Annotated in this window: 21 protein-coding genes and 1 pseudogene; 2 read left to right on the forward strand and 20 right to left on the reverse strand. The window is 44.8% G+C overall.

Annotated elements, in window-relative coordinates; translation table 11 throughout:
* Positions 1–82: 82 nt before the first annotated feature.
* The 14 genes and pseudogenes from AC58QM_RS14215 to AC58QM_RS14280 form a co-directional block, all read right to left on the reverse strand.
* The gene (locus AC58QM_RS14215) at positions 83–508 is read right to left on the reverse strand and encodes an SRPBCC family protein (RefSeq protein ID WP_497284972.1); all 426 of its coding nucleotides are present in this window, start codon (positions 506–508) and stop codon (positions 83–85) included.
* Between the two features lie 66 nt (positions 509–574).
* Positions 575–1,543, reverse strand: a pseudogene (locus tag AC58QM_RS14220) (sigma-70 family RNA polymerase sigma factor); the annotation flags it as partial.
* Between the two features lie 242 nt (positions 1,544–1,785).
* On the reverse strand, positions 1,786–2,220 hold the full coding sequence (locus AC58QM_RS14225; RefSeq protein ID WP_497284974.1) for a hypothetical protein: 435 nt from the start codon (positions 2,218–2,220) through the stop codon (positions 1,786–1,788).
* A 202-nt stretch (positions 2,221–2,422) separates the two neighbouring features.
* Positions 2,423–3,034, reverse strand: a complete 612-nt coding sequence (gene pgsA / locus AC58QM_RS14230; RefSeq protein WP_497284976.1) for a CDP-diacylglycerol--glycerol-3-phosphate 3-phosphatidyltransferase — start codon at positions 3,032–3,034, stop codon at positions 2,423–2,425.
* A gap of 107 nt (positions 3,035–3,141) precedes the next feature.
* Positions 3,142–3,750, reverse strand: a complete 609-nt coding sequence (locus AC58QM_RS14235; RefSeq protein WP_497285306.1) for a class I SAM-dependent methyltransferase — start codon at positions 3,748–3,750, stop codon at positions 3,142–3,144.
* Positions 3,751–3,854: 104 nt separating this feature from the next.
* On the reverse strand, positions 3,855–4,379 hold the full coding sequence (locus tag AC58QM_RS14240; protein WP_497284978.1) for a hypothetical protein: 525 nt from the start codon (positions 4,377–4,379) through the stop codon (positions 3,855–3,857).
* Positions 4,380–4,580: 201 nt separating this feature from the next.
* On the reverse strand, positions 4,581–5,192 hold the full coding sequence (locus tag AC58QM_RS14245) for a hypothetical protein (RefSeq protein WP_497284980.1): 612 nt from the start codon (positions 5,190–5,192) through the stop codon (positions 4,581–4,583).
* A gap of 280 nt (positions 5,193–5,472) precedes the next feature.
* On the reverse strand, positions 5,473–8,322 hold the full coding sequence (locus tag AC58QM_RS14250; RefSeq protein WP_497284982.1) for a polysaccharide lyase family 8 super-sandwich domain-containing protein: 2,850 nt from the start codon (positions 8,320–8,322) through the stop codon (positions 5,473–5,475).
* A 329-nt stretch (positions 8,323–8,651) separates the two neighbouring features.
* The gene (locus tag AC58QM_RS14255; RefSeq protein WP_497284984.1) at positions 8,652–10,718 is read right to left on the reverse strand and encodes a peptidoglycan D,D-transpeptidase FtsI family protein; all 2,067 of its coding nucleotides are present in this window, start codon (positions 10,716–10,718) and stop codon (positions 8,652–8,654) included.
* Positions 10,719–10,857: 139 nt separating this feature from the next.
* Positions 10,858–11,130, reverse strand: a complete 273-nt coding sequence (locus AC58QM_RS14260; protein WP_497284986.1) for a hypothetical protein — start codon at positions 11,128–11,130, stop codon at positions 10,858–10,860.
* Between the two features lie 173 nt (positions 11,131–11,303).
* Positions 11,304–11,699: a VOC family protein gene (locus AC58QM_RS14265; RefSeq protein WP_497284988.1), complete on the reverse strand. Its 396-nt coding sequence runs from the start codon at positions 11,697–11,699 to the stop codon at positions 11,304–11,306.
* Between the two features lie 189 nt (positions 11,700–11,888).
* On the reverse strand, positions 11,889–12,365 hold the full coding sequence (locus tag AC58QM_RS14270) for a hypothetical protein (protein WP_497284990.1): 477 nt from the start codon (positions 12,363–12,365) through the stop codon (positions 11,889–11,891).
* A gap of 105 nt (positions 12,366–12,470) precedes the next feature.
* Positions 12,471–13,097, reverse strand: coding sequence for a Type 1 glutamine amidotransferase-like domain-containing protein (locus tag AC58QM_RS14275; protein ID WP_497284992.1), 627 nt, complete (start codon positions 13,095–13,097; stop codon positions 12,471–12,473).
* Between the two features lie 259 nt (positions 13,098–13,356).
* The gene (locus AC58QM_RS14280; protein ID WP_497284994.1) at positions 13,357–14,277 is read right to left on the reverse strand and encodes an oxidoreductase; all 921 of its coding nucleotides are present in this window, start codon (positions 14,275–14,277) and stop codon (positions 13,357–13,359) included.
* 654 nt (positions 14,278–14,931) lie between these two features.
* On the opposite strand from AC58QM_RS14280, the gene AC58QM_RS14285 reads away from it, so the two are divergent.
* Both AC58QM_RS14285 and AC58QM_RS14290 read left to right on the forward strand, forming a co-directional pair.
* Entirely contained in the window at positions 14,932–15,138 is a 207-nt protein-coding gene (locus AC58QM_RS14285) for a helix-turn-helix transcriptional regulator (protein ID WP_497284996.1), read from the forward strand.
* On the forward strand, positions 15,135–15,566 hold the full coding sequence (locus tag AC58QM_RS14290) for a hypothetical protein (RefSeq protein ID WP_497284997.1): 432 nt from the start codon (positions 15,135–15,137) through the stop codon (positions 15,564–15,566). Before AC58QM_RS14285 ends, AC58QM_RS14290 begins: the two co-directional genes overlap by 4 nt.
* 259 nt (positions 15,567–15,825) lie before the next feature.
* Here AC58QM_RS14290 and AC58QM_RS14295 read toward each other — a convergent pair whose 3' ends face one another.
* The 6 genes from AC58QM_RS14295 to AC58QM_RS14320 form a co-directional block, all read right to left on the reverse strand.
* Positions 15,826–17,637 (reverse strand): FAD-dependent oxidoreductase, encoded by a 1,812-nt coding sequence (locus tag AC58QM_RS14295; protein WP_497284999.1) that lies wholly within the window; start codon positions 17,635–17,637, stop codon positions 15,826–15,828.
* Positions 17,621–18,472 (reverse strand): FAD-dependent oxidoreductase, encoded by an 852-nt coding sequence (locus AC58QM_RS14300; RefSeq protein WP_497285001.1) that lies wholly within the window; start codon positions 18,470–18,472, stop codon positions 17,621–17,623. The genes AC58QM_RS14295 and AC58QM_RS14300 overlap by 17 nt, the downstream gene beginning before the upstream one ends.
* Before the next feature lie 29 nt (positions 18,473–18,501).
* A complete protein-coding gene (locus AC58QM_RS14305; RefSeq protein WP_497285003.1) occupies positions 18,502–19,884 on the reverse strand; it encodes an FAD-dependent oxidoreductase in 1,383 nt (460 codons plus the stop codon).
* A 27-nt stretch (positions 19,885–19,911) separates the two neighbouring features.
* A complete protein-coding gene (locus AC58QM_RS14310) occupies positions 19,912–21,447 on the reverse strand; it encodes an FAD-dependent oxidoreductase (protein WP_497285004.1) in 1,536 nt (511 codons plus the stop codon).
* 134 nt (positions 21,448–21,581) lie between these two features.
* Complete coding sequence (locus tag AC58QM_RS14315) at positions 21,582–23,387, reverse strand: cache domain-containing sensor histidine kinase (RefSeq protein ID WP_497285006.1); 1,806 nt, start codon at positions 23,385–23,387, stop codon at positions 21,582–21,584.
* Positions 23,388–25,034: a response regulator transcription factor gene (locus AC58QM_RS14320; RefSeq protein ID WP_497285008.1), complete on the reverse strand. Its 1,647-nt coding sequence runs from the start codon at positions 25,032–25,034 to the stop codon at positions 23,388–23,390. It lies immediately after the preceding gene.
* Positions 25,035–25,082: the final 48 nt, after the last annotated feature.

Here is a 25,082-nt window from a genome sequence, read left to right on the forward strand (position 1 = left end):
CGATAGAGCACAATAATTGCTCTTTCGTCCAAAGCAAAACGCGCTCTGCCGTCCTTTGGAGGCTGAGCGCGTTTTGTTACTCCTATGATGCTTCCGTATATCGTTTGAAATTATCCATAATCGCTTGCCAACCCGCTTGTTGGAACTCAACGGGGTGAGTGTTCTCGGGATCGAAGATTTCAACAACCTTAGTGGTCTCCCCTTGATCGACGAACGCAATATCCACTTTCCGTCCGTCTCCCAATGTGTAGGTAATCTTCTCATTCAGCTTCACTTCGTCGTAAATTCCACTAAAATCAAAACCCATGCTGCCATCCTTCGCTTCCATCCTTGTCAGGAATTCGCCGCCTGCTCGCAAATCATTCTCCGCTCTTGGCGCATGCCATTCCTCGGAAGGTTGATTCCACTTTGTAATGTGATCCGGCTCGGTCCAATAACTCCATACTTTTGCTACAGGGGCTTGAACGACAGTCTCTACGGTTACTTTTGTTGAATTGCTTGTTTCCATTGTGAAGGACACCTCTTTACGGGAATTTTGTTTCTCATACATATAGACGAATGCCAATCTCTGAATTCATCGGTCTATTTGTTCCGGAAGCCCTAATCGGGAAAATAATTTTGCATTTATGAAATTTTGAACATGGAATATCCGATTATCTTTCACTTCAATCACGTGAATGCCCCAAGGCACCAGGACGGATGCTTCCTTCCCCGGCACATATTGCGCCAGAGCGGGATGACCGCCATTCACTGTAGTTGGCAAAAATTTGGACCCCTCGCAATGCCAGCGCGTAAGCGCAAAAAACGCGGACAAGTCTTCTTGCCCGCTTATCCACATGGCGAAAGGCGGCATGGACATACAACCTTCCTCATGAAACAACGACACAAGCGCATTGATATCGAATTGCTCAAACGCTTCCACATACCGCGATAGAAGATTCTGGTCGGGATGGACATTCATCTTACTAAATTCGTCGGAGCGAAGCTGCGTTCGTTCCATCGTCTCCCTGGCTCGCTGCAAGGCGCTGTTCGCTGCTGCCGGCGACATTCCCAACGTTTCCGCAATTTGTTTTGTAGACCATTCAAAGACATCCTTCAGAATAAGAACCGCGCGTTGACGAGGCGGCAAGGTTTGCAAGAGTGCGACAAAACAGAGCTGAAGGGTATCCTTGCGAACGAAAGCATCTTCCGGATTTTCTCCAAACTCGGGTGAGGGCCAAATCCATGACGAGTCTGGCAGCGTTTCGTTCGGTTCGACAATCTTGATTGCCGGATCGGACAAGTCAACGGGAAGCATACGGCGCTTCGCTTGCCTCAACTTGTCCAGGCATAAGTTCGACGCTATGCGGTAAATCCATGTTTTAAAAGATGAGTCCTGTCTGAATCGATCCCAGCTCTGCCATGCCCGAATTAAGGTTTCCTGTACAGCATCGTCCGCATCATCAATGGATCCCAACATTCGATAACAATACGAGGTTAACCCCGGCTTGCAGCTCTCAAATAACTTCATATCAAAAGCGGCTTCGTTCATCTTTGCCTCCTTAGCTCGATCTACTTGAAACGTCCTTCTTCCATCATATTCGAATCATCCGGCAGCCACAAGACGAAACGGCTAAGTCGTCCTGAGTGAGCGGCGCGGCGCATTCCGTACAAAGGATTGTCCTCGTTTATAATGGGCAGCAATGTTATAGTTACTAATAACTAATAATAAGAAAAGCCGCCCTATATATTAGAGCGGTCAATGTAATTAACGCCTGATTTAAGACAATAATTTAATAGAGTAAATTATTCGCCTCCCTCTCTTTCACATTCTATTCTAATAATTTCGCGTCGAGGTATTATCAATGTTAAATCTATCGGTTGTTCACCACTATTATCTACTCCAGTTATTTCAACAAAATCTGTTCCAATTCTAACTAAAGGACCATTGAATTCTCCTTGTTTTTTTGTCTTGATAAAAGCGAGAAAATTTAGCTCTCTCTTAGGCACTAAGTCAGGGAAATCATATTTCCCAATATCAGAAAAATTGTGCCTAATTAGCCTACCATTTTCTGCTTGCACGACAAGAGACGATTCGTTAACTTCCCTAATTAGACCATTTTGATTCACTAGGTCTCTCCCGCGATTATCAGCCAAAAATACAATAAATTTGTTTTGAAGTTGTGTAAGCCGCTGTTGAAGGGTTATTTTCCTAGTAGCAGGACAAGCAGTAATTTTCAATAATACCACTCCTCTTGTAAATTCACCTTTCTTCTATTTCATTAAATTCACCTATATAGAATTTGTGCATGTATGTCCATGACTTATTTAATAACGTAAAATAAACTACCCGATAGCTGAATGACAAAAAGAGCAGCTTTCGCGGCTCCTTTTGTCGTTTAACTATCGATATCGGTTAATTCAACGGTTCGTTAACGAGATGTCATAAGCTATCCAAATGCAGTTTGCGATAATTGTTTTTCATGTAAGTGTATCCAGAGTAAACAGTCAAACCAACAGCTAATATCATGATCAGAAAGTCAATTGGGTAATTTGTAAAATAGTAAAACGGAAAATTCCCTAATAAAACTGCGGCGATTGCAACAACCTGTAGTACCATCTTCATTTTGCCATGTTTATCGGCGGCAAGTGCCACTCCCCTTGACGCTGCAATAGTACGAATGCCAGATACCATTACTTCCCGACCAATGATCACTAGCGCTATCCAAGAAGGAATCATGTTCTGTTGAACCATCATTACCAACGCTGCCGATATTAAAAGTTTATCAGCTAATGGGTCTGCAAGCTTACCGAAATTCGTTATCTGATTATATTTGCGTGCTATATAACCATCTAACTTGTCTGTTGCTGATGCAATGATAAATATTGCTATTGCCCAATACAATCCATACTGATTGATGTGATTCAAAAAGCCAAACTGCTCCACCATCCAAGATGGGTAATGTTGAAGTGCCAGCATGAAAAAAGGAATCATTCCGATTCTTACGACTGTTATTTTGTTTGCAAGGTTCATGCCATCACCCACTAGATTCATTTTGTTGTTATCTCCATATTACCATAACTTGGATGTATTCTGCCCATTAGCATATCAACCTCGATTGCGGCTTTATGATCCCCCTGTCATGCTCCCCCTCCTTCTTTTTACATGGACTTTCTCACGCACCAAGTACTCATACAACGCTGCCCGGCCACATTGACCGTTTTAATAGGCTCAAATAGTATCCCCTTCAACTCTTCCGTAGTTTTCAGTAATCTCTCTTCATCCACAAGAAAACGGATGCTCCCGTCTGGCAGTTTATAACGTTCATCCCCGAGTGGCTTTACCTTCGTTTCAATTCCAATTGATGATGCAAGTCGTACAAACATCAGCCCGCCAGGCTTAAGTACACGCCATAATTCATGCACGATTTGCTGAAAGTTGGCCTCATTCTCAGCAAAATGCAGAACAGCGTTACTAATAATAAAATCAAAATAGTGATCATCAAAGCTTATCTTCTCAAGAGCTTCAACCCGTGTGCGCTCGTTCGACCAGTCAGGTGCTATCTTCATGGCAAGCCTCTCAACAGCGTCAATTGCTTCCTCAGATCGATCCACTGCATACACATCATACCCGTTACGCAGCAAATAGATAAGATTGCGACCAGAGCCGCATCCGGCATCGAGAATTCGCATTCCCGGCGTAATACGACCTTTTAATAGCTGATCAAATAAATAAATATCAATATCGCCAAACTGCTCTTTTAGATTCATTTGCTTCACCTGTTTACCTTCAAAATTTCAACATTAGAGACGTTATCCTGAATCAAAATAATCCCAATATCCTTGATGATTATACCATCATGAATAGTCGTTACCTATTGCAGTTCCTCTTGATTAACTAGTTTCCATATATTTTCTTCTGTATTCAATGTTGTGGATTTGATTTTTAATACGATATCCGCTATATGAAAGCCTCCGCTAGCACGTTCCCATACTACTCTTGCTGCCTTTTGATCTTTACTCAACAAAATTCCATATTGAGAGTCACCCGTTTTATATGCTTTTTTAGCCTCGTCTAGTGCCATAAAAAACGATTGCGCTTCCACATCTGAAAGTTGGTTTGTGAAATGTCTGTCAATATCAACTCCGTATATTAAATCCCAGTCATCCCTATTAAATTCTCCACCTTGACTCTCCTCAATCTTAATGATTCCATTTTCCCATGATTTGTACAATCGCTCTACGACTTCCTTCTTTTGTTGTTGCTCTGCTGGTACAGTTACTACTTTAGAGGTCGATGCATTTTCTTTTGGAGTAGAAGTAGCCAATGCAGGTGTAAGAGAAAGAATTCCTGCAATAACCACCCCAGTAATTGTAATAGTAATCCACTTTTTTTTCATATTTGTATCTCCTAATAGTGCCAAATTTCTTCCTTCTTCCATGCGTACAGAAACATAATGCTCCTTTTCTATACTAACAAATAATCCCATATATTTAGACGCTGCCAATGCATTGATAGTTCGGCAATGAGATCAAGCTCTTATCATTGGCTCGTGACAAGAACTTGATCATAAAATAAAAAAACCACCTCGCGGCAGCCCTTATTGATTGTCGTGTCCTGCATCACTAATATCTATAATTTCAGTGACTGTAAGAGTTACGGACGAATAGTTCTTCAATGCCCCTGCATACACCCATACGGTTTGGATTTCACCTGATTTCATCATCTGACCAGTACCGTCTCCTTTTTCAATTAACTTTCCGTTAACATCATAAAAAGACAAAGTGAATTTTACAGCAGACATAGGATATGGAGAATCCACAAGTTTAAGTTGTCCCGTTACATAAGTTGGATAATCATGCACGAGTTTTTTCAATTGCAAATTTTCGATAGATACACTATTTTCTTTGGGATCTTTTATTAATAATCCGTTTTCGGTCGGATACTCCAAAATAATACTTGGGAGCTTGTTCCCCGCTGATTCTTGGTATTTTACAGTCGCTCCCATATTTTCAGCAACCCAACGAATAGGTACATACGCGTGACCATTATGGTTCAAAACCACATATTCATTACTATCGACTTCATGGCTTACGCTATTGAGCACAAATTTAACTGGAAACAAATACGATTGAATTGTATCTGAGGCGTACACGGCAGTTGTTGCTGTTAAACCAATTCCGCAAATTAGACCTATAACAAACTTTTTCACATTCATCACTCCCAGTATTAATTTCTAATGAATTAGACGAAGTGAAAAGTAAAAAGTTACCATTTCAACCTTATACTCAAGCAATATCACTATTCTGCCCTCAAGTTCAACAAAACGGAGATCTTCAGACTGCGCGACAGCCGTTGATCTCTTATGTAAGTATCGTTCCCCGTCCTTTTGAATGATAGCCTTTGGGGCAATGAAAACTGATATTACAGCGCGCAAGCGCACCAAAACGGTCAGGGAGCTCCCCGGCCGTATTGGTGCAAGTCATTTTACATTACTGCGGCGTTAGCCTAATATAGTCGTTCGCCAACGTGTATCCAGAACTGCTTGCATTTTTATCTGTAACAATAAACCTGATTATCTTTGTTCCACTAGAGTTAAAGGTATAGTTTCCAAAATCCAATTCCACATGGTCAATGGCTGAAGCATATTGGTCTTGCTCCGTACCTACATATTTATTGCCTTGTGGCAAGTATAGCTTGAATTTTCCTCTTGAAGCATCTTTTTTTATTCCCACCTTGATGTTATACGTTCCGTTTGATGGTATATCAACACTATACTCCACGTAGTCGTTGATCCCATCGGCATTTAACTTGTTTCCTGCTCCGTTAGAGGCCCCTGCATCAGTAAAATCAGCCTCTACTGCCCCCGATGCTGTTGTTGTAAGATCTTCCGCCTCGTAGACATAACTGAATTTCACTTGATACGATTTACCCAGGGCTCCATTCACGTTCACACTGAATTTTATGGTTGGACTTAGTTGCGTCACAGTAATGGCCGAGTCCTTGGATATGACCCCTGTTGCACTTCTTTTAATATCAATATTAATGGTGCCAGTATTAGCTTGTGTTGGATCTGACACAGCCACCTCTAAGTTGTTAGCCGTCTCCTTTGTCATTACCGAAGCTTTCTTATCGCTTTTTAGAAAATCAGTGATTCCACTTGCATTGACGGAGGCTGAAGTATCGGTCCAGAAATTGGCACCAATCATATTTAAGGATGTATTATATACGCCCTGCACACTGGTATCATTCCTCAAAATAACGGTGTTCGGATTGGCAGCATAACTGCTTACTTGAGTACTGGTTCTGTTCGGCAAAATCGTGTATGCGTACATCGCGTTAGTCGGTGCAGCTCCATGGTCGAACCATAAGGTCATATAGTTTCTAGAGACCTGTGTTGGATCCGGATTATTCCAGGTTGCAATATCACTGTAAGCCCCGGTTCTCGTTTCTCTTAAACCTTGCACGGTAGCTCCATTCGGGAAGTAATACCCAAGATTTTGACTTCCAAGGTGAATCGAATTGGTGCCTGTCATCGTCTCGGACCAGCCTAACGTAGTTGATTTCGCCGAGCCATTGACAGTTAACGATTCGTTGCCGTTTATTCTTCTGTTTTCCACAATGGTTTCTACGTGATCTGGACGGGAGTCCGTAATGCCTGCCCCAAGAGCCATAATTTCATCATCGAACATAAACCAGGATTTTTTCGCAGCTAGTGGACTAGCCATATCCTTAAGATCCATTCCCGTTGTCCCATATAGATTATTAAGTGATACGCCTCCCACCCAGTTTTTGGTCCCCAGTCTCACTTCGTAGGAAGCATTTGCTCTCGTCCCTTTATCTACAGTCGTGCCAGGAAGTCGATAGGGATCGACCGTCGGCCAGAAATAATCGCTATGTTGACTAAAATCCTCAGCCGTGTAAAGGTTCAGCATCCCATAGGAGGTATACCATCCCTTTATGTTCTCTTTGCCAAGCGCTTCGTAATTTTGGGTTCGTGTAGAAAACATGCTTAGCCCTACAGCAAATCCAGGACGTTGATGGACGACTCGATCCATGGCACTAAAGATCTTGTGCAAATTCATAGTGCTGATTGGCGTTACACCCGAATCGTTCAACAGATTTTTAATCGGAGTAATAGCGAAACGTCTGATTTTACCAGGAAATGGGGAATACGTATCAGCAAGTACCATCCCTTTGGCCATTCTTCTAAAGTTAGCCGCATCCTGAGGTGGAGCTATCATAGAAAGCATGATAAGATTCCCGATATAGGTTTGACCCTTCTGATGCTCCTGATCAAAAATGCCTGTTATGGGGTTCGCAAGTGGTTTACGGCTGATTTCTCTCCCGGCAACCATATCCATCAACGAGCCGCGATACACCAAAGGCTGGTACCCTTTATAAATCCATTGATATAAATTGGCTATGTTCGGTTTGGTATATTCCCATGGTGAATCACCTACCAAATAGATCAAATCGACTATATCGGTTAGCATGTTGAGGCCATAACCACCTGTATAGGCTAAATACTTGTGTTGGATGAACGATCCATCTTCGTAAAATCCGTCCCCAATTGTGACGTAGTTCAACACGGGTTCAAGTGCATTAACCGCATTGGTAAGCCCCGTTCCATTCTTGATCAATGTATGATGGACAATCTGGACGTTGCATTTCCAAACCAGATTAGCGCCAGTAGCGGTTTTGGTTATTCCGCTTCCTGTCGACCCTTCCCTTTGGGTACAGTCTGGCCCCGTGGAATTAATCACCGCCGCCATATAGTTGGAAACCTGCGTAGAAGTTAATTCGTTATACAACACAACCGTTATATCATTCAAATTTAGTGGAATGCCGATCTCCCATGCAAACCAACTGTTATCGTCGGTCGAGGGTCCCGAAGGCATTGGAATACTTGAATTGTACCAGTGGGTATTTACCCAATCCAATGCATCGATAATATCCGTTAGAAGACCGGTATTGTGATAGAGTGATGAACCAACCGTGTGGTATACGACTGCCATCGTTTTCAATCTTTGATAGGTCGTTAAAATATTGTTGTTCGAAGGAGGATACGTCGCGTCACTCCAAATATAAGTGCGCCCTGTAGACTTATCCATCGAACTCCAGTATCCGTTTGCAGTTGTGGTAACATTATTAATTTGCGTACTAATATCAGGGTCGTTCGGATCATAAGTGCCTCCAAGGATGAGATCTTGCATTCTAATCCTTAGATCGTCAAAATCATCCGCATAAGCGATGGCAGACCCGCCAAAAATGCCGCCTAAAGCCATAGTTAAAACTACAACTAGGAAATAATTTTTTTTGAGACGTCGATAGAACTCCATCACATCAACATCCTTCCGTTTTTTATTGGTTTGCCTAATTCGATTCTCAAATGAAATTTGGTCCGCCTCTGAGATTATTTAGGTCAAGTGGTCGTATAGGCACATCACCCCTTTCTGAATTCGAATAAATCCCTGACCTTGTCATCCACAATCCAGATGTCTAGCCCCCCTGTTGTCTACTGCAATTCCCAGCATGTTTTGAACTCCTATCATCTATTTATTCTAGCCTTTAAACAAACCGATTCGAATGCTCATTTCTTCAATTTCTGATACTATCCTATGTTTTTTTGGACATGAAAAAGGGACAGGTTTTCACCTGTCCCACACACCTACCAAGGACGCTTCCCGCCACCCAGCTTCGTCAAAATGCCGTCGTTAGCAGCGTCATAAGCTTGAAAGATCTTAGCCGCAATCGGAGAAGCCCCATAGCGTCCAAAGCCGCCTTCCGGCACGACAACCGCGACGGCAAGTTTCGGGTTCTCGACGGGTGCAAAGGCGATGAATACCGCATTTTCAACCGAACCTCCTGATACGCTTTGTGTAGAAGTTCCTGTTTTTCGCGCCACATTAAAAGGTAACTCTTCAATCCCCTCTGCTCCGCTTTTCATCCCGTGGATAATCGTGTTCCAGTCCTCTTTGGCAAACTCTTTGGAGGAGTCTTCCAGTAATTCAGGCTCGATTTTTCTAACTAACTGGCCCTGGTAGTCGCGAATTTCATCTACGAACACAGGCTTCATCCGCTTGCCGCGACTAGCCAATGTAGCTGTATACTGAGCAAGCTGCAAGGTTGTCGTTTTTTCATTTTGTCCCCATGAGGCATAGACCATCGCTGACTGATAACTGTCATTTACAGCATTTTTGATAAAATCATTAGATCCTGCAAGCTCACCTGGCAGGCCGCTTCCTGTCTTAATACCCATTCCGAATTTCGCCATGTATTCTGCCCATTTCGCAGTCACTGCAGGATTCTCTCTGCCATATTTGGCCCAGAAAGGAATACCGACTTTTTCAGACATAAACGTGTTAGAGGAATGTTCAATGGCCCCGGCAGCATCCATATCCCCGTAAGCCGCTTTCCCCGAATTAGTGATGGTACTATTGCCACCTCTACCAAAGCTAAACGACCCTGTATCGTAATAAACCTTGCCGTACCCGCTGAAAAATTTCTCTTTAAGACCAATCAATACAGACATTGGCTTGATCGTGGAACCCATGAATACAATCGATGATGGATGTTTCGCATTTTCTTTTTCGTCTGGATACTTAGCTTTAGCCGTTCGAATACTGCCATTGGGAATAAATGGTTCGATTTCTTTATACACACTAGGCGACATACCACCCGTCCAAGCGTTAGCATCGTAATCCGGAAAGTTCGCCATGGTAACAACACGGCCCGTATCCACCTCCATAGCAACTGCGAACCCGGAAGCCGCCTTCATCCCAACACTCAAATACAAATCATTGGCGTGAGATGGGCTGCGCAAGTAGCTAATATGTTCCTCCAGCATTCGCTCTGTAGCTTTCTGAATATCTTTTTGAATGGTCAGATACAAATTATTCCCTTTAATTGGAGCCACGACTTCGGCTCTTCCAATGATTTTGTTAACGGCGTCAACGGGGTATGTCTTACTGCCGTTTCTGCCTCGCAGTTCATCCTGATACATACGCTCGATGCCATCGAATCCCACATTTTCCGAGCTTAAATACTCTTGAATCATAGGATTATCTTTATAGATTTCTTTGGCTGTCGGTGAAGTAAAAGAATTCGTATATCCCACTAAATGCGTAGCCATTGTTGTATCGCCGTCATCATCCATTTCGTAGGTTCGAATGCTTTCTTCCGTTACGTCTAACCATTTAAATTCATCTCGATGCTCTAAAATATAGGCGATCTCACCGCTAGACAAATCCGCCTTTATTCTTCGGGGAACCCAGTAATAGCTCGGCTTTTTTATTTCATTCTTGTGGTAGTCGTAACCGATATCCATGGCTAGAACGATTTCTTCCGGGGTCGGACTTTTGGAGTTTGGTTTGGCGTACTTGTCGAAAACATCGACTTTAAGCCGATCAGCTATAGCAATTAATTCATCCAACTTTTGAACGCTGGGATCAATTCGAAAAAATAAAGATTGCATGGGAATGGTATACGCAAGCGGAGATTTCGTGGAGTCATAGATGTTGCCGCGGATGGGGGTAATTTGGATCGTTTGTGTGCCATTTCTATTTTCTGCGGCTTTATGTATTTTCGTTTGAACAAACTGCAGCATAGCCAACCGCACGATGAGTATGGAAAATAAAACAAAGGTTATAAAGAAAAATAGATTGATTCGCAGCGAAAAATGCCTCTTTTTAGCAATCTCTTTTTTCTTCGGATCATCCATAATCGGCGATTTCATCGCTTTAAAGCCCCCTCTGTTTAAGAATGTATCCTGAAACAGACGTAAGAAAACTTAGATCAGTTCACTAAAATATGGAAAATTTGGACTATCAGGAATCATTACTTGATCCATCCAATCTTGGATTGAGGCAAAAGACTTACATGCTACCAATTCCAGATACTATGGCAATAAAAAAGAAGTTACACACACTAAAAAAAACGATAAATATACAAAAATATAGATTATTTCTTAGCAAACATGCCGTTAAACCTGCTGCAAAACCAATACAAGCTATAATTTCTGCTCCTTTTAAAATTACACCCCCTGAGTTACCAAGAATCGATAAGGAGCCACTTATCCAAATAACCAAAAATAAAATTTGAATGATAAAAGTTAAGATCATGACTGAGTTAGCTCTTCTAGATACCATCGCCTGCCTCCACACTTGCAAATACTTCAAAAAATATGGCACCTAAAATATCCATCTCATTCACTCCCGAAATCATCTGTCGAGAATGGGATCAAGTTCTTGTCATTGGCTCGTGACAAGAACTTAATCCCATTAACTAAAAAAACCGCGATCTATGCGGTAATTAATGAGATTTACATTACCTGCGCCATCTCCCACACATGCCCGTCTGGATCAGCAAAACAAGCCGTGCGCCGCCCCCATGGGCGCGTAATCGGTCCATTCAATAACTTAACTCCCCGTACTTCCAGCTCATCGCATACCCGGTCAACGTCTGGCACTTGGATCGTGAACTGAAACCGCGCGCCTTCTCCGCTACGACCAACCTGTGCCGGCTCTATCAACTCGTGGGCATTCGATTGATTTAAGAGATTGATGCTTGTATTACCATAATCGAATACCACACAGCTTTCATCTTCATATTTGATCGCAAGTTTGAACGTCTCTTGGTAAAATGCCTTTGGCCGATGCAAATCTTCCACAAACAATGTGATTTCGGTAATGTTGTACGCCCAATCAGCTGTCGTCATTTGTATTCGACCTCATTTACAGTTTTTTACATCCTCATTTGGATCATACGAATTGCACGTTCCATTGTCAATGCTCATACAGAGGCAAAGGAGATGATGAAACAATTGATTGTGATTTCATTTTATAAATTCTAATCCCTATTGGGTTAACTTAACTGTCCGTTAGGTGAGCGAGAGGCTTCCGCCTTATCACTTCTCAATAAAATCTAGCACATGTTCTTTTACCTGTGTTTTTTCTTCCTGTGTCATATTGTTTAATTTAAAATCCATTGCATTGTTAGGGGCCATAAGGATTGTGGAGGGTTCTTGACGTTTTTCTTTATGGGTATTTCCTTCTTCAGTGAGCAACATCTTAGATTTGTTTGTGTAAGAATGGATTATTTCTGTTTGTATATAGTTACCTTCCATATTATAAAAATCCTCAATAGATTTAATATCCGTTTTCATATGGTTTTTCCCATCCTCAATAGTGGTTACTGCATTCACTATCTTGTAACCCGTTTTTTCAAAGAATCCTTTATCATTTTGTTTATCATCAAGTGTTTCTATTGCAAAAACCTCAATCGTTTCATATTTCTCGGTTTGACTACACGCGCTTAAAAGCAGAAATGTGAACATGAATAAACAAATCTTCACTACACTAGTTAGCTTGTTGTTATACTTCATTTCTCAACTCCTATCTTGAACTAGTCCTGCGTTCCGGAGCTGCATCGTGGCAAGCCCCACCGCAATCGTATATTGTCCTTACGTTCAAACTTACAAATTAATTAATCATTTAATGATTATTGCTTCTCCATCCATTAGAACTTTAAAGGGTATTTGATTATCAATTAAATATTCTACAACTTTATCGATATCTTTAGATTCTGGATGATTTGATTTATAGTGCGGGGCAACTACGTAATCTAAAATGTTTAATCCTTCCCAAACCGTTTGATGTTGTTCCCCATAGGGCTTTTGGGTCGGATCATCTACTAAGTGAATTCCTCTTAGTGTTGGACCAAGAACACAGACTCCAGCACTATATCCCCCATAAACGACATTTCTTCCACTTCTATGGAACTTCTTTATGATCTCGTCGAATCCACTTAATTTCATTGCTTGTACTAAGACAAATGTATTTCCACCTCTTACCCAAATCACATCATACTCTACAAGTTTTGTCTCCAATTCGTTATGACTATTAAAAAAGCACTTCAAATCAAAGATCTCTACTTGAAAACCAAGCCTTTCAAGGTCAGATATGTCCAATGCATCACTTTGCTTCCGTCTTTCCAGATCAGTCGCGAAATCTAATGCATTATTGATAAAAGCAACTCTTTTATTCCCGCTTTCGGTTATTTGTTTTAATGCTAATTCTTCATTCCCAATCTTAAATGATGATAGGTAAAATTTCATGCTTACTTATCCCCCTAGTTACGAGAGTGTTCAACTCTTCTGCCCCTTAATTAAGAAAACGGCAGCCATTTATTGCAGGCTGCCGCTTCTTCGTTTCCATACAGACTTTGTGAAGGCAACCCGAAATCCTAACCTCTGTAAATTTCGAAATGAAGTTGAACCAAACTCACATTTAGCAACAATTAGATTGCACTTGTATCTCAGATATTCAACAAATCTGCCCGATAGATGAGCAAAAGGCTACAATACAAACCACCCCTCATTCCTGGAATGTATACTGAACCCCCGTCAACTTCTCAGAAATCTGCCACAGCTTCTCTGAAACACTCTGATCATACATCTTGTGAATGGAGGTATCGATTGCCGGATATCCTTTCTTCGCCCCTCGGCCATCAGGACCAATATATTCCCCTCCTAACAACGACGGTTCTGTCGCGGCATATAAGGTTGGAAGTGCACCCATCGCCGCAGTTTGGAACAACGAATTCATTAATGTAGTTAAGTACTTCATTTCGCGCCCCGAACCCCGGGAAGTGATATTTGTTGCAGCAATGCCAGGATGACACGCGATGCTCATGGTGGTCATCTTGGATGCGCTAAGCCGTAGGTGAAGCTCCTTTGCGAACAACAGATTGGCTAACTTACTCTGCCTATAAAAAGGGAATCCCCGATACCCTTTGGAACCATCCAGATTATCGAAGAATATACGCCCTTTCAATGCAGCTAAGCTGCTGAGCGTCACTACACGAGAGTTCGGTGTGTTGAGCAACTTGGGGAGTAGCAACCCGGTTAATGCAAAATGACCCAAGTGGTTCGTACCGAACTGCAGTTCGAACCCGTCCTTTGTCTTCTCGTAGGGCGGCATCATGACGCCCGCATTATTGATCAAGATGTCCAACCTTGAATATTGCTTTTTAAAATCTACCGCAAAATTGTTAATGTCGTTAAGATCACCTAAATTAAGCTTCATTACCTTTACGTTTGCCTGTGAATGACGCTTAATAATTTGCTTGGACGCCTCAATTCCTTTCTGTTCATTTCGAACAGCAAGAATCACTTCCGCCCCTTTGCTGGCGAGTGCTATCGCAGTTTCCAATCCAAGTCCACTGCTAGAACCAGTAATAATGACCGTTTTTCCCGATTGATCGGGTATATACGTTTCATCCCATTTATACACCATAAGATCTCCTGCTCCCTTGATTGTTACAATGTTTCTTAATCATTCAAGTAAATGCATGAAAATCCTTCCAGGTTTTAATAATAAATTACTTGTTATTTTGATCATATAATCTCAACCATAACTTGATTCGGCCATCGCCTGATCAGCTGGTTTGAGGCTGGTTATTGGCTTGCGAGCGAATAGTGGTTGCCAATTCGTGTTTAGATGTATTAACTACAGCTATTTTGTCCGAATCTGACGTGTTTGCCTGATTAGATGGAAAATGTACATTTAATTTCTATGATTTTTGAAAAATTGAGCAAATCGAAAGGATTTAACTACAGGAAATACAGTTAACCTTTCGGTCTCGAGAAATCGGCTTCAAATAGATGGAGAAAATCCAGTTAGATTGCGGAAAACAGAGAAAGCAGAGAATGCAGATGAAGCAGATTCTTTACTAAAGGTCATTAACGAAAAAAAGTCCAACCATCCCTCTCAAGATGGCTGAACTTCAAGACCCGCGCTATAAGCGGAATATCCCTATGTTATCTCAGGTTTTAGGACATTCTTAGCGGCATGACACTTTCATCAGAATGGAAAGCTAACTTGACATCATTGGCGTTGCACGATATACTTTTCATGGAAAGTTAACTTTCCGTTAGGAGGGTAAACGCAGTGAACAACCGTTTAGAAGAAATCCGCAAGCAACGCGGAATTAAGCAGGAAGAATTAGCATTGGCTCTTGAAGTGTCCAGGCAAACGATCGGTTCGCTGGAAAACGGACGTTATAACCCATCAATCCTCTTAGCGTTCAAAATTGCTCGTTATTTCGGTATGAGTATCGAAGAGATCTTTATTTATGAGGAGGATGAAACTGTATGACAAAAACGACTTCATCTTATATTCTTGCCGTCGTAGGCTTAGCACTACTAGTAGTTGGTCTGTACTTCATCAAAACAATGGAAGATCCACAAGGTATTTTGCGAGCGTTGCCCTATATCTGTTTCGGGCTTGGCAGTAGTATTTTCGGTCACAGTATGGGAGAAATAGTCGTCCTACACGCTATGAAGAATAATTCCGCCGCTGCAAAGCAGCTAGAGATTGAAATGAAAGATGAGCGTAATTTGGCAATCGCTTCTCGGGCAAAAGCGAAAGCATATGACATGATGATCTTTATGTTTGGAGCCTTACTTACCCCCCTTGCCTTGATGGGTATAGATTTAATCGTGTTACTGTTATTTGTTTTTGCCTACATGTTTATCATTGGATATTGTACTTATTACCGCTTCAAGTACTATAAAGAGATGTAAAAACGAAAAAGATACTCTCGGAGGAGTCAGTTTACTCTCCAGAGTATCTTTTCTTAATGAAGCTTCGATTATTTAATGATCACTTTTGATATTTGCGGGGTGTAGATTAACGGATCATTGGTAAGCAGAATCTTTATATATTTCGTACCGACTGGCAAACTCGTCGAATTGAAATTAACCCTGTACCAACTGGTCTCTGTATTTAGAGGAGTATCCTGTGTCACTGTCTGTAATTGATTTACCAAGGAGACTTTTCTTTTCAATGCCACTGCCGCAGTACGCGCTCGATAAGCAAACGAATTTTATCGTCCATCACATTACGAATAACCGTGCTTCCCTTAAATGAAATGGCAAGCGATCCGTCCAACTGCTTCTCATATTGTTCGAATGCCTCCTGAATAGCAGCACGTGTCTCCACATGTACATGGCCTATTGAAGAGAGCGACATCAAGGTATAAGAGACATACTGAAACCGCAAATCTTCATCGCCAGATAGAAACTCTTTATTGACGTCTTCAAACGTAAACCCTTCCCGTGACTTCAGCATCTGAATCAACATCGGGACGCTCTGTTTGTCCGCCAACTTACCGAGTAAATATACGGCTGCGTATCCGCGTACCTGATTGTATTTCAGACTTGTCTGAGGCATAAACGAATCCCGCTCCGCTACCATTTCGCGCAACACAGGCGCTGCCGACTCATCGTTCAGCAGTGCAAGTGCCATCGCGCTATTGCGATATAAATGCATGTCGTTGCGTAAATGAATCCATTGCCGTAACTGCGGTCGCAGCGCATCTCCAAACCTCCAGGCGGACCAGATTGCAATGCCAGGCTTCACACTCGAAAGCGCAGCACGAATGTCCCCCTCATCGTTCATCCAACGAATGGGCGGCTCCTGCTCTGTCCCTGGTGCAACACGCTGCTCAAAGTACACCTTATCTCGTTCAGTCAAGACGTTGGCTGTACGCAACATCTTGGCGAGTTCTATATACGGCACTTCTCGCAGCGGCTTCTGTTTCGTGATCGCCATATAGGCGACATAAGCTGCAGCCTCGCCGCTCTTCTGCATATCCCGTTTCATCCGGACACAGGCGGCCATATCGTGATCCACCGCTAGACAGCGGCCAGCAACTAGCAAGCCATCATAACCTTTCGGAATAAGTGCGCCAAGTGGAATCGGCACGGTAAACTTCAATCCCCACAGACTTGCAGCCACGGTCCAATCCCGTTGCAGCTCGCTTTCGAAAGCAACATCTTTGCTATGGTTATCCAGATTGGAGTATGCCATAAACAGCGGCTCACGCGAGTATTGTTCCTTTAAGAAGCTCTCCAGCGTAACCGTCTCTTCCCCGACAATACATGTTCCTTCGCGTACGCCAAGCTGTGGCGCAATCCGCATATACCGCTCCTCTTCGCTATATCGTGGCAACAAATGCGTAGACAACAGCGCCGACTGCACGATGGCGCGCGACATGCTTTCCGGATCCTCCGGACATACATATCCAGAATCTGTATAGTAGCCACGCATACGACCTTTGTCGATCTTGATCAGCGCATTCGAAAACGGTTGAGCCTGACCATCAAATGAACGGCCTCCCTGTAGTTCGCATCCAGCCAGACGGCATATATCAGCATTGCCTGTGCTGTCAATCACGACACGGCTCTCGATCATATAACGGCCGCGCTCTGGAGAAAAGCATTCGACACCTCGCACCGTTTTATCTGTCGTCCATACGCTTACGACTGTTGTACAGTAGCGAATAACAGCGCCTGCCCGTTCTGCTTCCTGTTCCAGCACGAACTGTTTTCCTTCCGGGTTAACGCCAAACGCTGGCGTATAGACGTCCTTCTCCGTCGCTAACACCTGGGTGTCGAACTCTTCGTACAAGCCTCCGCGCATCCCATAATAATAGCCGAGTACTGCACCGGCTGTGCCTACTCCGCCCATACTCGTATGACGGTCAATGCCAAGTACTCGCAGCCCTTGGCGCGCAGCGGCAATCGCAGCGATCGCGCCCGCCGTGCCGAGTCCCACTACGACTACGTCGTATATCTCATCCGTGTGATGCATGTCGACTCTCCACCGCCTTTCGCGCATACGCATAACCTTGATCAAATGCCGCCAACGGGTTCGCATAAGATGCGGACGGTAACCATTGCCACTGTGCTGTAAGCACATGCGGCCCTTGCGGTACATCGCACGCAAACGTACTCGCTATCGCTGCAATCGTCCATGCAGACCATTGTTCCCCGCGCGCCTGCCAGTAACGATGCAACTCCTGTCTCGCTTGTTGCCAGCTAGTCGCCGGATCAATCTCCCGCTGCATAATAATTTCCGCTAGAAATCTACCTTGGCGGATAGACATCGATGCATCCAGCGGAGCTGGGCATGACGTACGTCCGTTATCGGGATGATGCAGGTAAGCATTCAGCCACTTGCGCGTGGGTACAGCCAATTGTGCTGGCGTCGTCAGCCGTTCCGAAGAGGTATCCAGCACTTGCTCGACCGATAGGGTCCGATAGCCAGCGGCATCATGCAACAATACTTCGTATCCTCCGCCTTCATTCTGGTTGGTAATCTCAATTACCTCCGTTAAGAAAGCGACTTGGATTCCCAATCGTTGAATCCACGAGCAGAGGACTGGATGAAGCCCTGGCAAATGAATAGGTCCATCATCCCCCAGTAGATTTCGCTCCTGCAGCTCTGCATGAAGGGCTTTTCCGACATCCGTCACTAGTTCCTTCCCCATGCTTCCTGGGTGAATCGCCTCAATCCATTCTCCGCCAACTCCCCCCGTTCGCTCAACCAGGATGACATCCCGGTTTGCTTCGCGTGCAGCAATCGCTGCACCGATCCCGGCTAACGTGGCACCACATATAAGCACGTCATGCTTGCTATGTTTCATGCTAGTACCGTCCTTTGTTTTTTAATATCCTATATTTCTAGGTAGGCGCCTTGCTTTTTAAGCTCCTCTTGCAGCTCGGGCACGGAAATGTCGCCTGTCGGCTTGCCGCCCAATGCCGCTAGTGCGGCAGCGACGCCGCCGCCATGTCCGATTGCACCGGCAATCGGCGTCACACGAATGCCCCCCTGCGCCTCAAACGTAGTCGAGATACAGCGGCCTACCGTAACTAGATTGCTAATTTTATCGTTGATCAGAGAACGATAGGGGATACTGTATGTTTCTCCGGATTTCAGATGTGTGATCTCCCGATTCCTTTTCTTGAAATGCTCCTCCTGCTCGCCCTTCGGTGGATGAATGTCAATCGGATAGCCGCCGTGGGCGATCACATCGTCGAAAGTGCGGCATTGTAACAGGTCGTCAAGCGTCAGTGTATATAAACCTTTGATCTGTCTAGAACTGCGAATGCCGACCGATGGACCGGACGACATGACGATGGCGTCTTCAAAGCCGACAATTTTCCGCTTCAGGAATGACTCCAACTCCTTCACATGTCTTCTGCCCACAACCTCGGCTTCGCTCAAGCTCCAAGGGTTGGTGCTGTCATAGCCTAGAATCCGGGAAGTGTTGACGATGACCTCGCCTGGGTTGTTCGTCTCAAAGAATAGCAGATCATCGCGAACGCCCGACAGCTCGCCGTTATCCATCGCTTCCCTCATTGCGCTTACGAATCCACCAATCGACAACCGCTCCGCTCGCAACACTCGCTCCCTATCCTCTTCAGTTGCAAGCCTTGGAAATTCCTCTGGATGAGATCGGATATACGCCTTCACGCGGGCGATATCGACACTGCGCACCTTCATATTCATCGTCATTGGCTGTGTTGCACCGTCCTGCTCCCTACCTTTATTGAACTCTACGCCTGCCCATGCGGACAGATCAGCGTCGCCTGAGGCATCAACAAACACGCGGCCGGTAATTTCGCTCAATCCCGCTTTGTTAACCACTTTAATAGAACGGATTGTTCCACCTTCGACGTTCGCCTCCGCAAGCATCGTATGATACAACAATTGCCCGCCGGCTTCCGTAAACATCAGGTCCAGTTCATATTTCATCCCTTCGGCATCAAATGGCGTAACGGTGTACGTATAACCCGTCGTGTCCTCGACATGACCGGGTGATTTGCCTTTTGCCTTCAGTCTGTCGATCAGTTCACCGGTAAGTCCTTGCACGACTTGTGTGGCCCCCGAATGAAAGGTCATCATCGGTCCTACCCCTGCGGCGGTCAGCATGCCACCCATGAATCCGTATTGCTCAATCAATACCGTCTTCGCACCGCAGCGTGCAGCACCGATCGCCGCCATCGCACCAGCAATTCCGCCGCCGACCACAATCACATCAAAGCTGCTTTCCATTCCCCTACTCCTCCTTCATTGCTTGGCTTAAAGCGGATTCCCGGAAGTCTCGGGAGGTGTGACATAGTCAACGCCAAGATCTAATATTTGACCGCTTCGATCCAATACTTCACGCAGCTCCGGGTACGGTAGTTCCTGCACGGTCCCTCCCCTGAGCACTGTCAGTACAGCCGCCGCTCCCGCCGATTGTCCAAGTACCATAAAAGCCGGCTCCATCCGGATCGACCCATAGGCTGCGTGACTAGCCGATAGGCATACGGGCACTAGTAAGTTTTCGCATTCCTCGCTGCGTGGTACTATCGCCCGATAGCTAATCGCAAACGGCGCCTTCACCGCAGCCATAAATCCGCCTTCGACACATAAGTAGCCTTCTTCATCCAAACAATATTGCGTGTAATGGGAATCCATCGAATACGACCCAAGCCCAATTGGATCATGGTCCAGCGCTTCCCGTTCTACCGTTCGCTCTGTCACGACGCGTTCTCCAAGCATGCGCCTTGCTTCCCTTACGTATAGCTGCGACGGCCAATGTCCGTTGTCGATGAACTCATCCTTTGGAAGCCCCCACGGCCGGTAAAACTCCCGAATTTCCGCAGGCACGCGCGGATGATTCTGCAAGGTCCAGATCAGACCTTTCTGGTAAGTCTGGTGCGCTTTCTCGATTGCCTCACGGGTAGCATAATCTGTCTCCGCATAATGATAGTTCATGCCGATGTAGTCCGTTGAGAATACGCCCGTATTATTGGAATCTGTCTTCCGGCCAGGCATCATCGTCAGCTTGAATAGTTGCTCTCGATAACCGGCTTCAAGCAGCCGAAATAAAATCTCGTAATCTTCCTCATGATAAAGCTCCGGCTTTTCAACTGGAACTAGGTTATCCGGATCATCGGTCAGACACATGCGATAATTGTAGGCCTGCACCTTACGATCCCCTTCGCCGATGCCACCACCCGGATTCTCATTCACACGGGGCAACAGTCCACTTGTGCGGTCTCCCGGCACCCGATAGGGATCAATGGCGGGAGTGATGCGCTTCGGTTGACGAATGCCGTTATTCAACTCACCATATTGGTTGTTGCCTTCCCTTCCCACCGTATACGAAACACCGGCTCCGTCCATCAGGTCACCTTCATAGCTGGCGTCGATAAAAACGCGGCCCCTGATCATTTCACCTGATTCAAGCCTCAACGATACAATCTGCTTGCCTTCCATTTGAACACCGGATTGCCCGTCCAACCTGGCGTTAACTCTGACGCTTACACTGCACTCCGCCAAACACTCCTCGAATACCCGAAGAGCCGCCTTGGGCTCGAAGCGCCACATCAAGCCTTCCAATCCGCTATTTTTGGCCAATCGCTCGTAAAATTCCTTGGCAAATCCGCCAACACCAGCGGGATCCCCTGCGTCGGTTGCACCCAACCCTCCTGTCGTAAGTCCACCAATCCGGATGCTCGGTTCAAGCACAATGGGCTTTAAGCCCATTCGGGCTACTTGTACCGCTGCAGCGATTCCGCCTGCATTGCCCCCATATACAACAACATCGTACATCGTCTTCTCATCCATTTATTCAACTTCCTCCAGTCCGTTTTGAGGTCCTAACAGCTATTTATTGTAGACCATAGACGAACCAATTCGAATGCTCATTCTTTCTATTTCTGATGTTATCGTATGGTTTTTTTAGATAGGAAGAAGTATGACTAGTCTTCTGCTACTCTAATTACTACCTTGGTTCCTTCATGCAGTTTCGACTCGATGTGCACGCCAGATCTCGGTCCGAAATATAGCTCAATTCTCTCCTTGACATTAAACAGCCCGTAGCTAAGCCGCTCCTCCTGTACATCATTTCTCGACAGCATCGCCAGTGTCGTTTCGTCCATCCCGACGCCATTGTCGGTGACCGCCAGCCAATAACCATTCTCGATCAGACAGCCTTCAATCTTAAGATGTCCGCTCCTGCCTTCCAATTGTTGAATGCCGTGGAGCAGTGCATTTTCGATAATTGGTTGAAGACTCAGCTTGGGGATCTTCTTGGCCAGCAGATCGGTTTGAACCGTAATTTCATATTCAAACATCTCATGGAAGCGGTGCTTCTGGATCTCCAAATAGGATTTTGCCAGGTTGATTTCATCCGCTACCGTCACGATGTCTTTTCCTTTACTAAGGGACAACCTGAAATATTGCGCAAGCGAATTCACAATGGTGCTAATCTCATCCGAACCCTTGCGAATGGCCATCCAGTTAATTGTATCCAGCGTATTGTACAGAAAATGAGGATTCACTTGCGCCTGCAGTGCCCGCAGCTGAGCTTCCCGCTCTTTCGCATTGGCGCTGTAGGCTTCCATCGACAGATTTTTGATGGCTCCAATCAGTAGACTGACGTTGCTTTCCAGGCTATTTATCGAACCGGTGTGGCTGGCAATCTGCCCGATGTCCGCATCGATCCCTTCTTTCTTAATCATCACTATCATGTTGCGTATTTTGCGCACCATTGCTTCCGTAATGACGGCAAAAATAAAAATGACTAAAACAATAAAGATAATTAAACAACTAATCACGATAACAAGCGTTGAGATCGTGGCGTACCTCTCGTTGCCTGCTGAGATGTTCGCCAACGGAATTCGTACAGCTACCTTCCAATCCGTTCCTCTTACTGATTTGAAAATCAGATACTCTCCTCTGGGAACGCTTACAATTCCTTCCTCGACTCCGCTTATCAGTTTCCAGCTCTCATCGTCCATGGACTGCCCAATTTTCGCGCTATTAGCATGCGACACAATATGACCTACTTTGTCATATACCGCAATATCGTCTCCTTCGAAACTTACGCTGTCCAGCACGGAAGAGATAAGCTTTTCCGGCATATCGACTGCAAGCCCCCCGATAATATAGGAGAAATCATCCGGATGTTTGATCGTTCGAACAAGTGGAATAACTTGCGCACTCCCAACCGCGTTCAGATAATAAAGTTGCTGCGTCTGGAGCCAGACCGCTGCTCCCTGTTTTTGTTCCACCTGCCCGAACCAATCTTCATTCTTCATAGCTTGCAAACTATAGTAGGTCAGATTCTCAGATGCATACAGCTTGCGATCCTCGACATACAACCTTATTTTTAACACCTCGTTACGTCTCTCCAGCGATTGAATCATATTGTTCAACTGCGTCATATCCTCAATCTGCGCCTGAAACGTGTCCTCCTCCGGCGGTCTGCCCAAGCGTTTGTAAAGCTCGATATTTTTCGCCAAACTATCAGAAGTCTCCTTTACTTTGGACAACCGGTAGGCGATATTCGATTCCACTTGTCGCACGGCCTGCAACATCGAATCGGCCACTTCGTCCTGCATAATGGCAGACGTTTTCTCAAAGTAATGTCGGACAAACAGGAGTGTCGGCACGATGATAATTAGCAGATACACTCCCCATATTTTCTTCTGTTTCATACCAACTAGCAGGGACATCAAGGAATGTTTGTGCCACTGAAGCGCTGCTCTCAACCGTTTCCCCACTTAATTTCCCTCCGGTTCAAACGCTACTTGTAGAGTGCGGAATTCACTGGGACTTAAGCCCGTATGTCGCTTGAACATTTTACTGAAATACCCCGGCTCCGAATAACCAATAGCGTGGCAAATGTCGTATAGACGATTATCGGAATCCTTCAGCAGTTCCATCGCCATCTCCATTCTCACCTTCGTGACATATTCGTTCAACGTATAACCCGTCTCTTGCTTAAAAATCAGACATACATAGGTGGTCGTCAAATGAATTTCATCTGCGATATGGGCAATTGTCAGATTTTCATTGTAGCGCGCTTCAATCAACGCTTTAATTTTTTCGATCACATTGCGAGATTTTTTATATTTTTTATCAAAAATACTTTGAGCCACGCCAGCCATATACTGCTGCACGGCAGATTTCATTTCACTAATCGTCTCCAGATTGGAGATACTTTTCCTGACGATTGCCTCCTGTCCCTCTTGCTGATCCGTCCAAGCATGAATGCCCGCAAGAAAACGGGATGAGCCGGAGACGATGTCATGAAAGATCATACGGCAATATTTGACCGAGACATGACGCGTCCGAGACATCCGATTCGCCAGTTCCTCGAGGAACTGATTAATTCTAGTAATTTCAGCCGACTTTAACATCGCGTCGAACTTATACAACTCTTCCCGAATGGCCATGTAGTCGAAGGAGTCCTCCGAATCCAATTGATCGATCATGATAAGCTTATTTTTGCCCAGAAACAGCTTCTGCAGCAGCGCATCCTCCGCCTGACCGAACGACTGGTGCAGTAACTTCAACTGCCGAACTGGATTGCCTACGCCAATCGATACGCTGATATTCATCATCCTAGTCAGGAAATCGTCCAGCTTCTCCTTCAAGTCAACCAACGTTTCATAGAGCAGTTCTACTTCCGATTCTGTCCGAAATCTAAGAATGGCGGCAAATATACCTTTCCGGCACTCGAACACATAACCATTGATTACCCGATCGATGGTTTCCTGACAAATATTTTGGATGGAGAACGAGATCAACTCGATGTCCTTCTGCACCATATGCTCAACTAGCAACTGCCGGTCATCGATCGCGATAACACAAACGACATACTCCCCTTCGAGGGGCAAATTCAACTCCAAAAAGTCGATTTGTCTTTGCAGCTCAACGGCATTATGATCCCGCTCCGTAATTAAACGCAGCAGAAACTTTTCCTTCAGCAACGGTACGCTTTGCTGGAGCTTCGCCGTCATTTCATTCATCAACTCGCGCTGCTGCCTTTCTGAATCGGCAAGCTTAGCAATTTTACTGAATACGGCGCCAAGCTCCTTGCGGTCGATTGGTTTTAGAATATAATCAATCGCATCCATCTTCATCGCTGACTTCAAATAATCCACATCGTCGTACCCGCTAATGAACACGATCTTGACGTTTGCATTCGCCTGTCGCAGCCGTTTCGCCAACCCTATGCCATCCAATTTCGGCATTTTAATATCCGTAATAACAATATCAGGACGAAGTCTCTCGTAGAGTTCATAACCGCTCTCACCGTCCGCAGCTTCGCCAACAACCTCAATACCGTAGCTGAACCAATCCATATAATCACGCAAGCCCGTCCGGGTCGACATCTCATCATCCACAATAATCATTCGTTGCATGTCAATTTCACTCCCCGTAATTATGGAATATACCAAGCAAGCCCGGCC

It is taken from the genome of Paenibacillus sp. J22P165, from assembly GCF_059692015.1.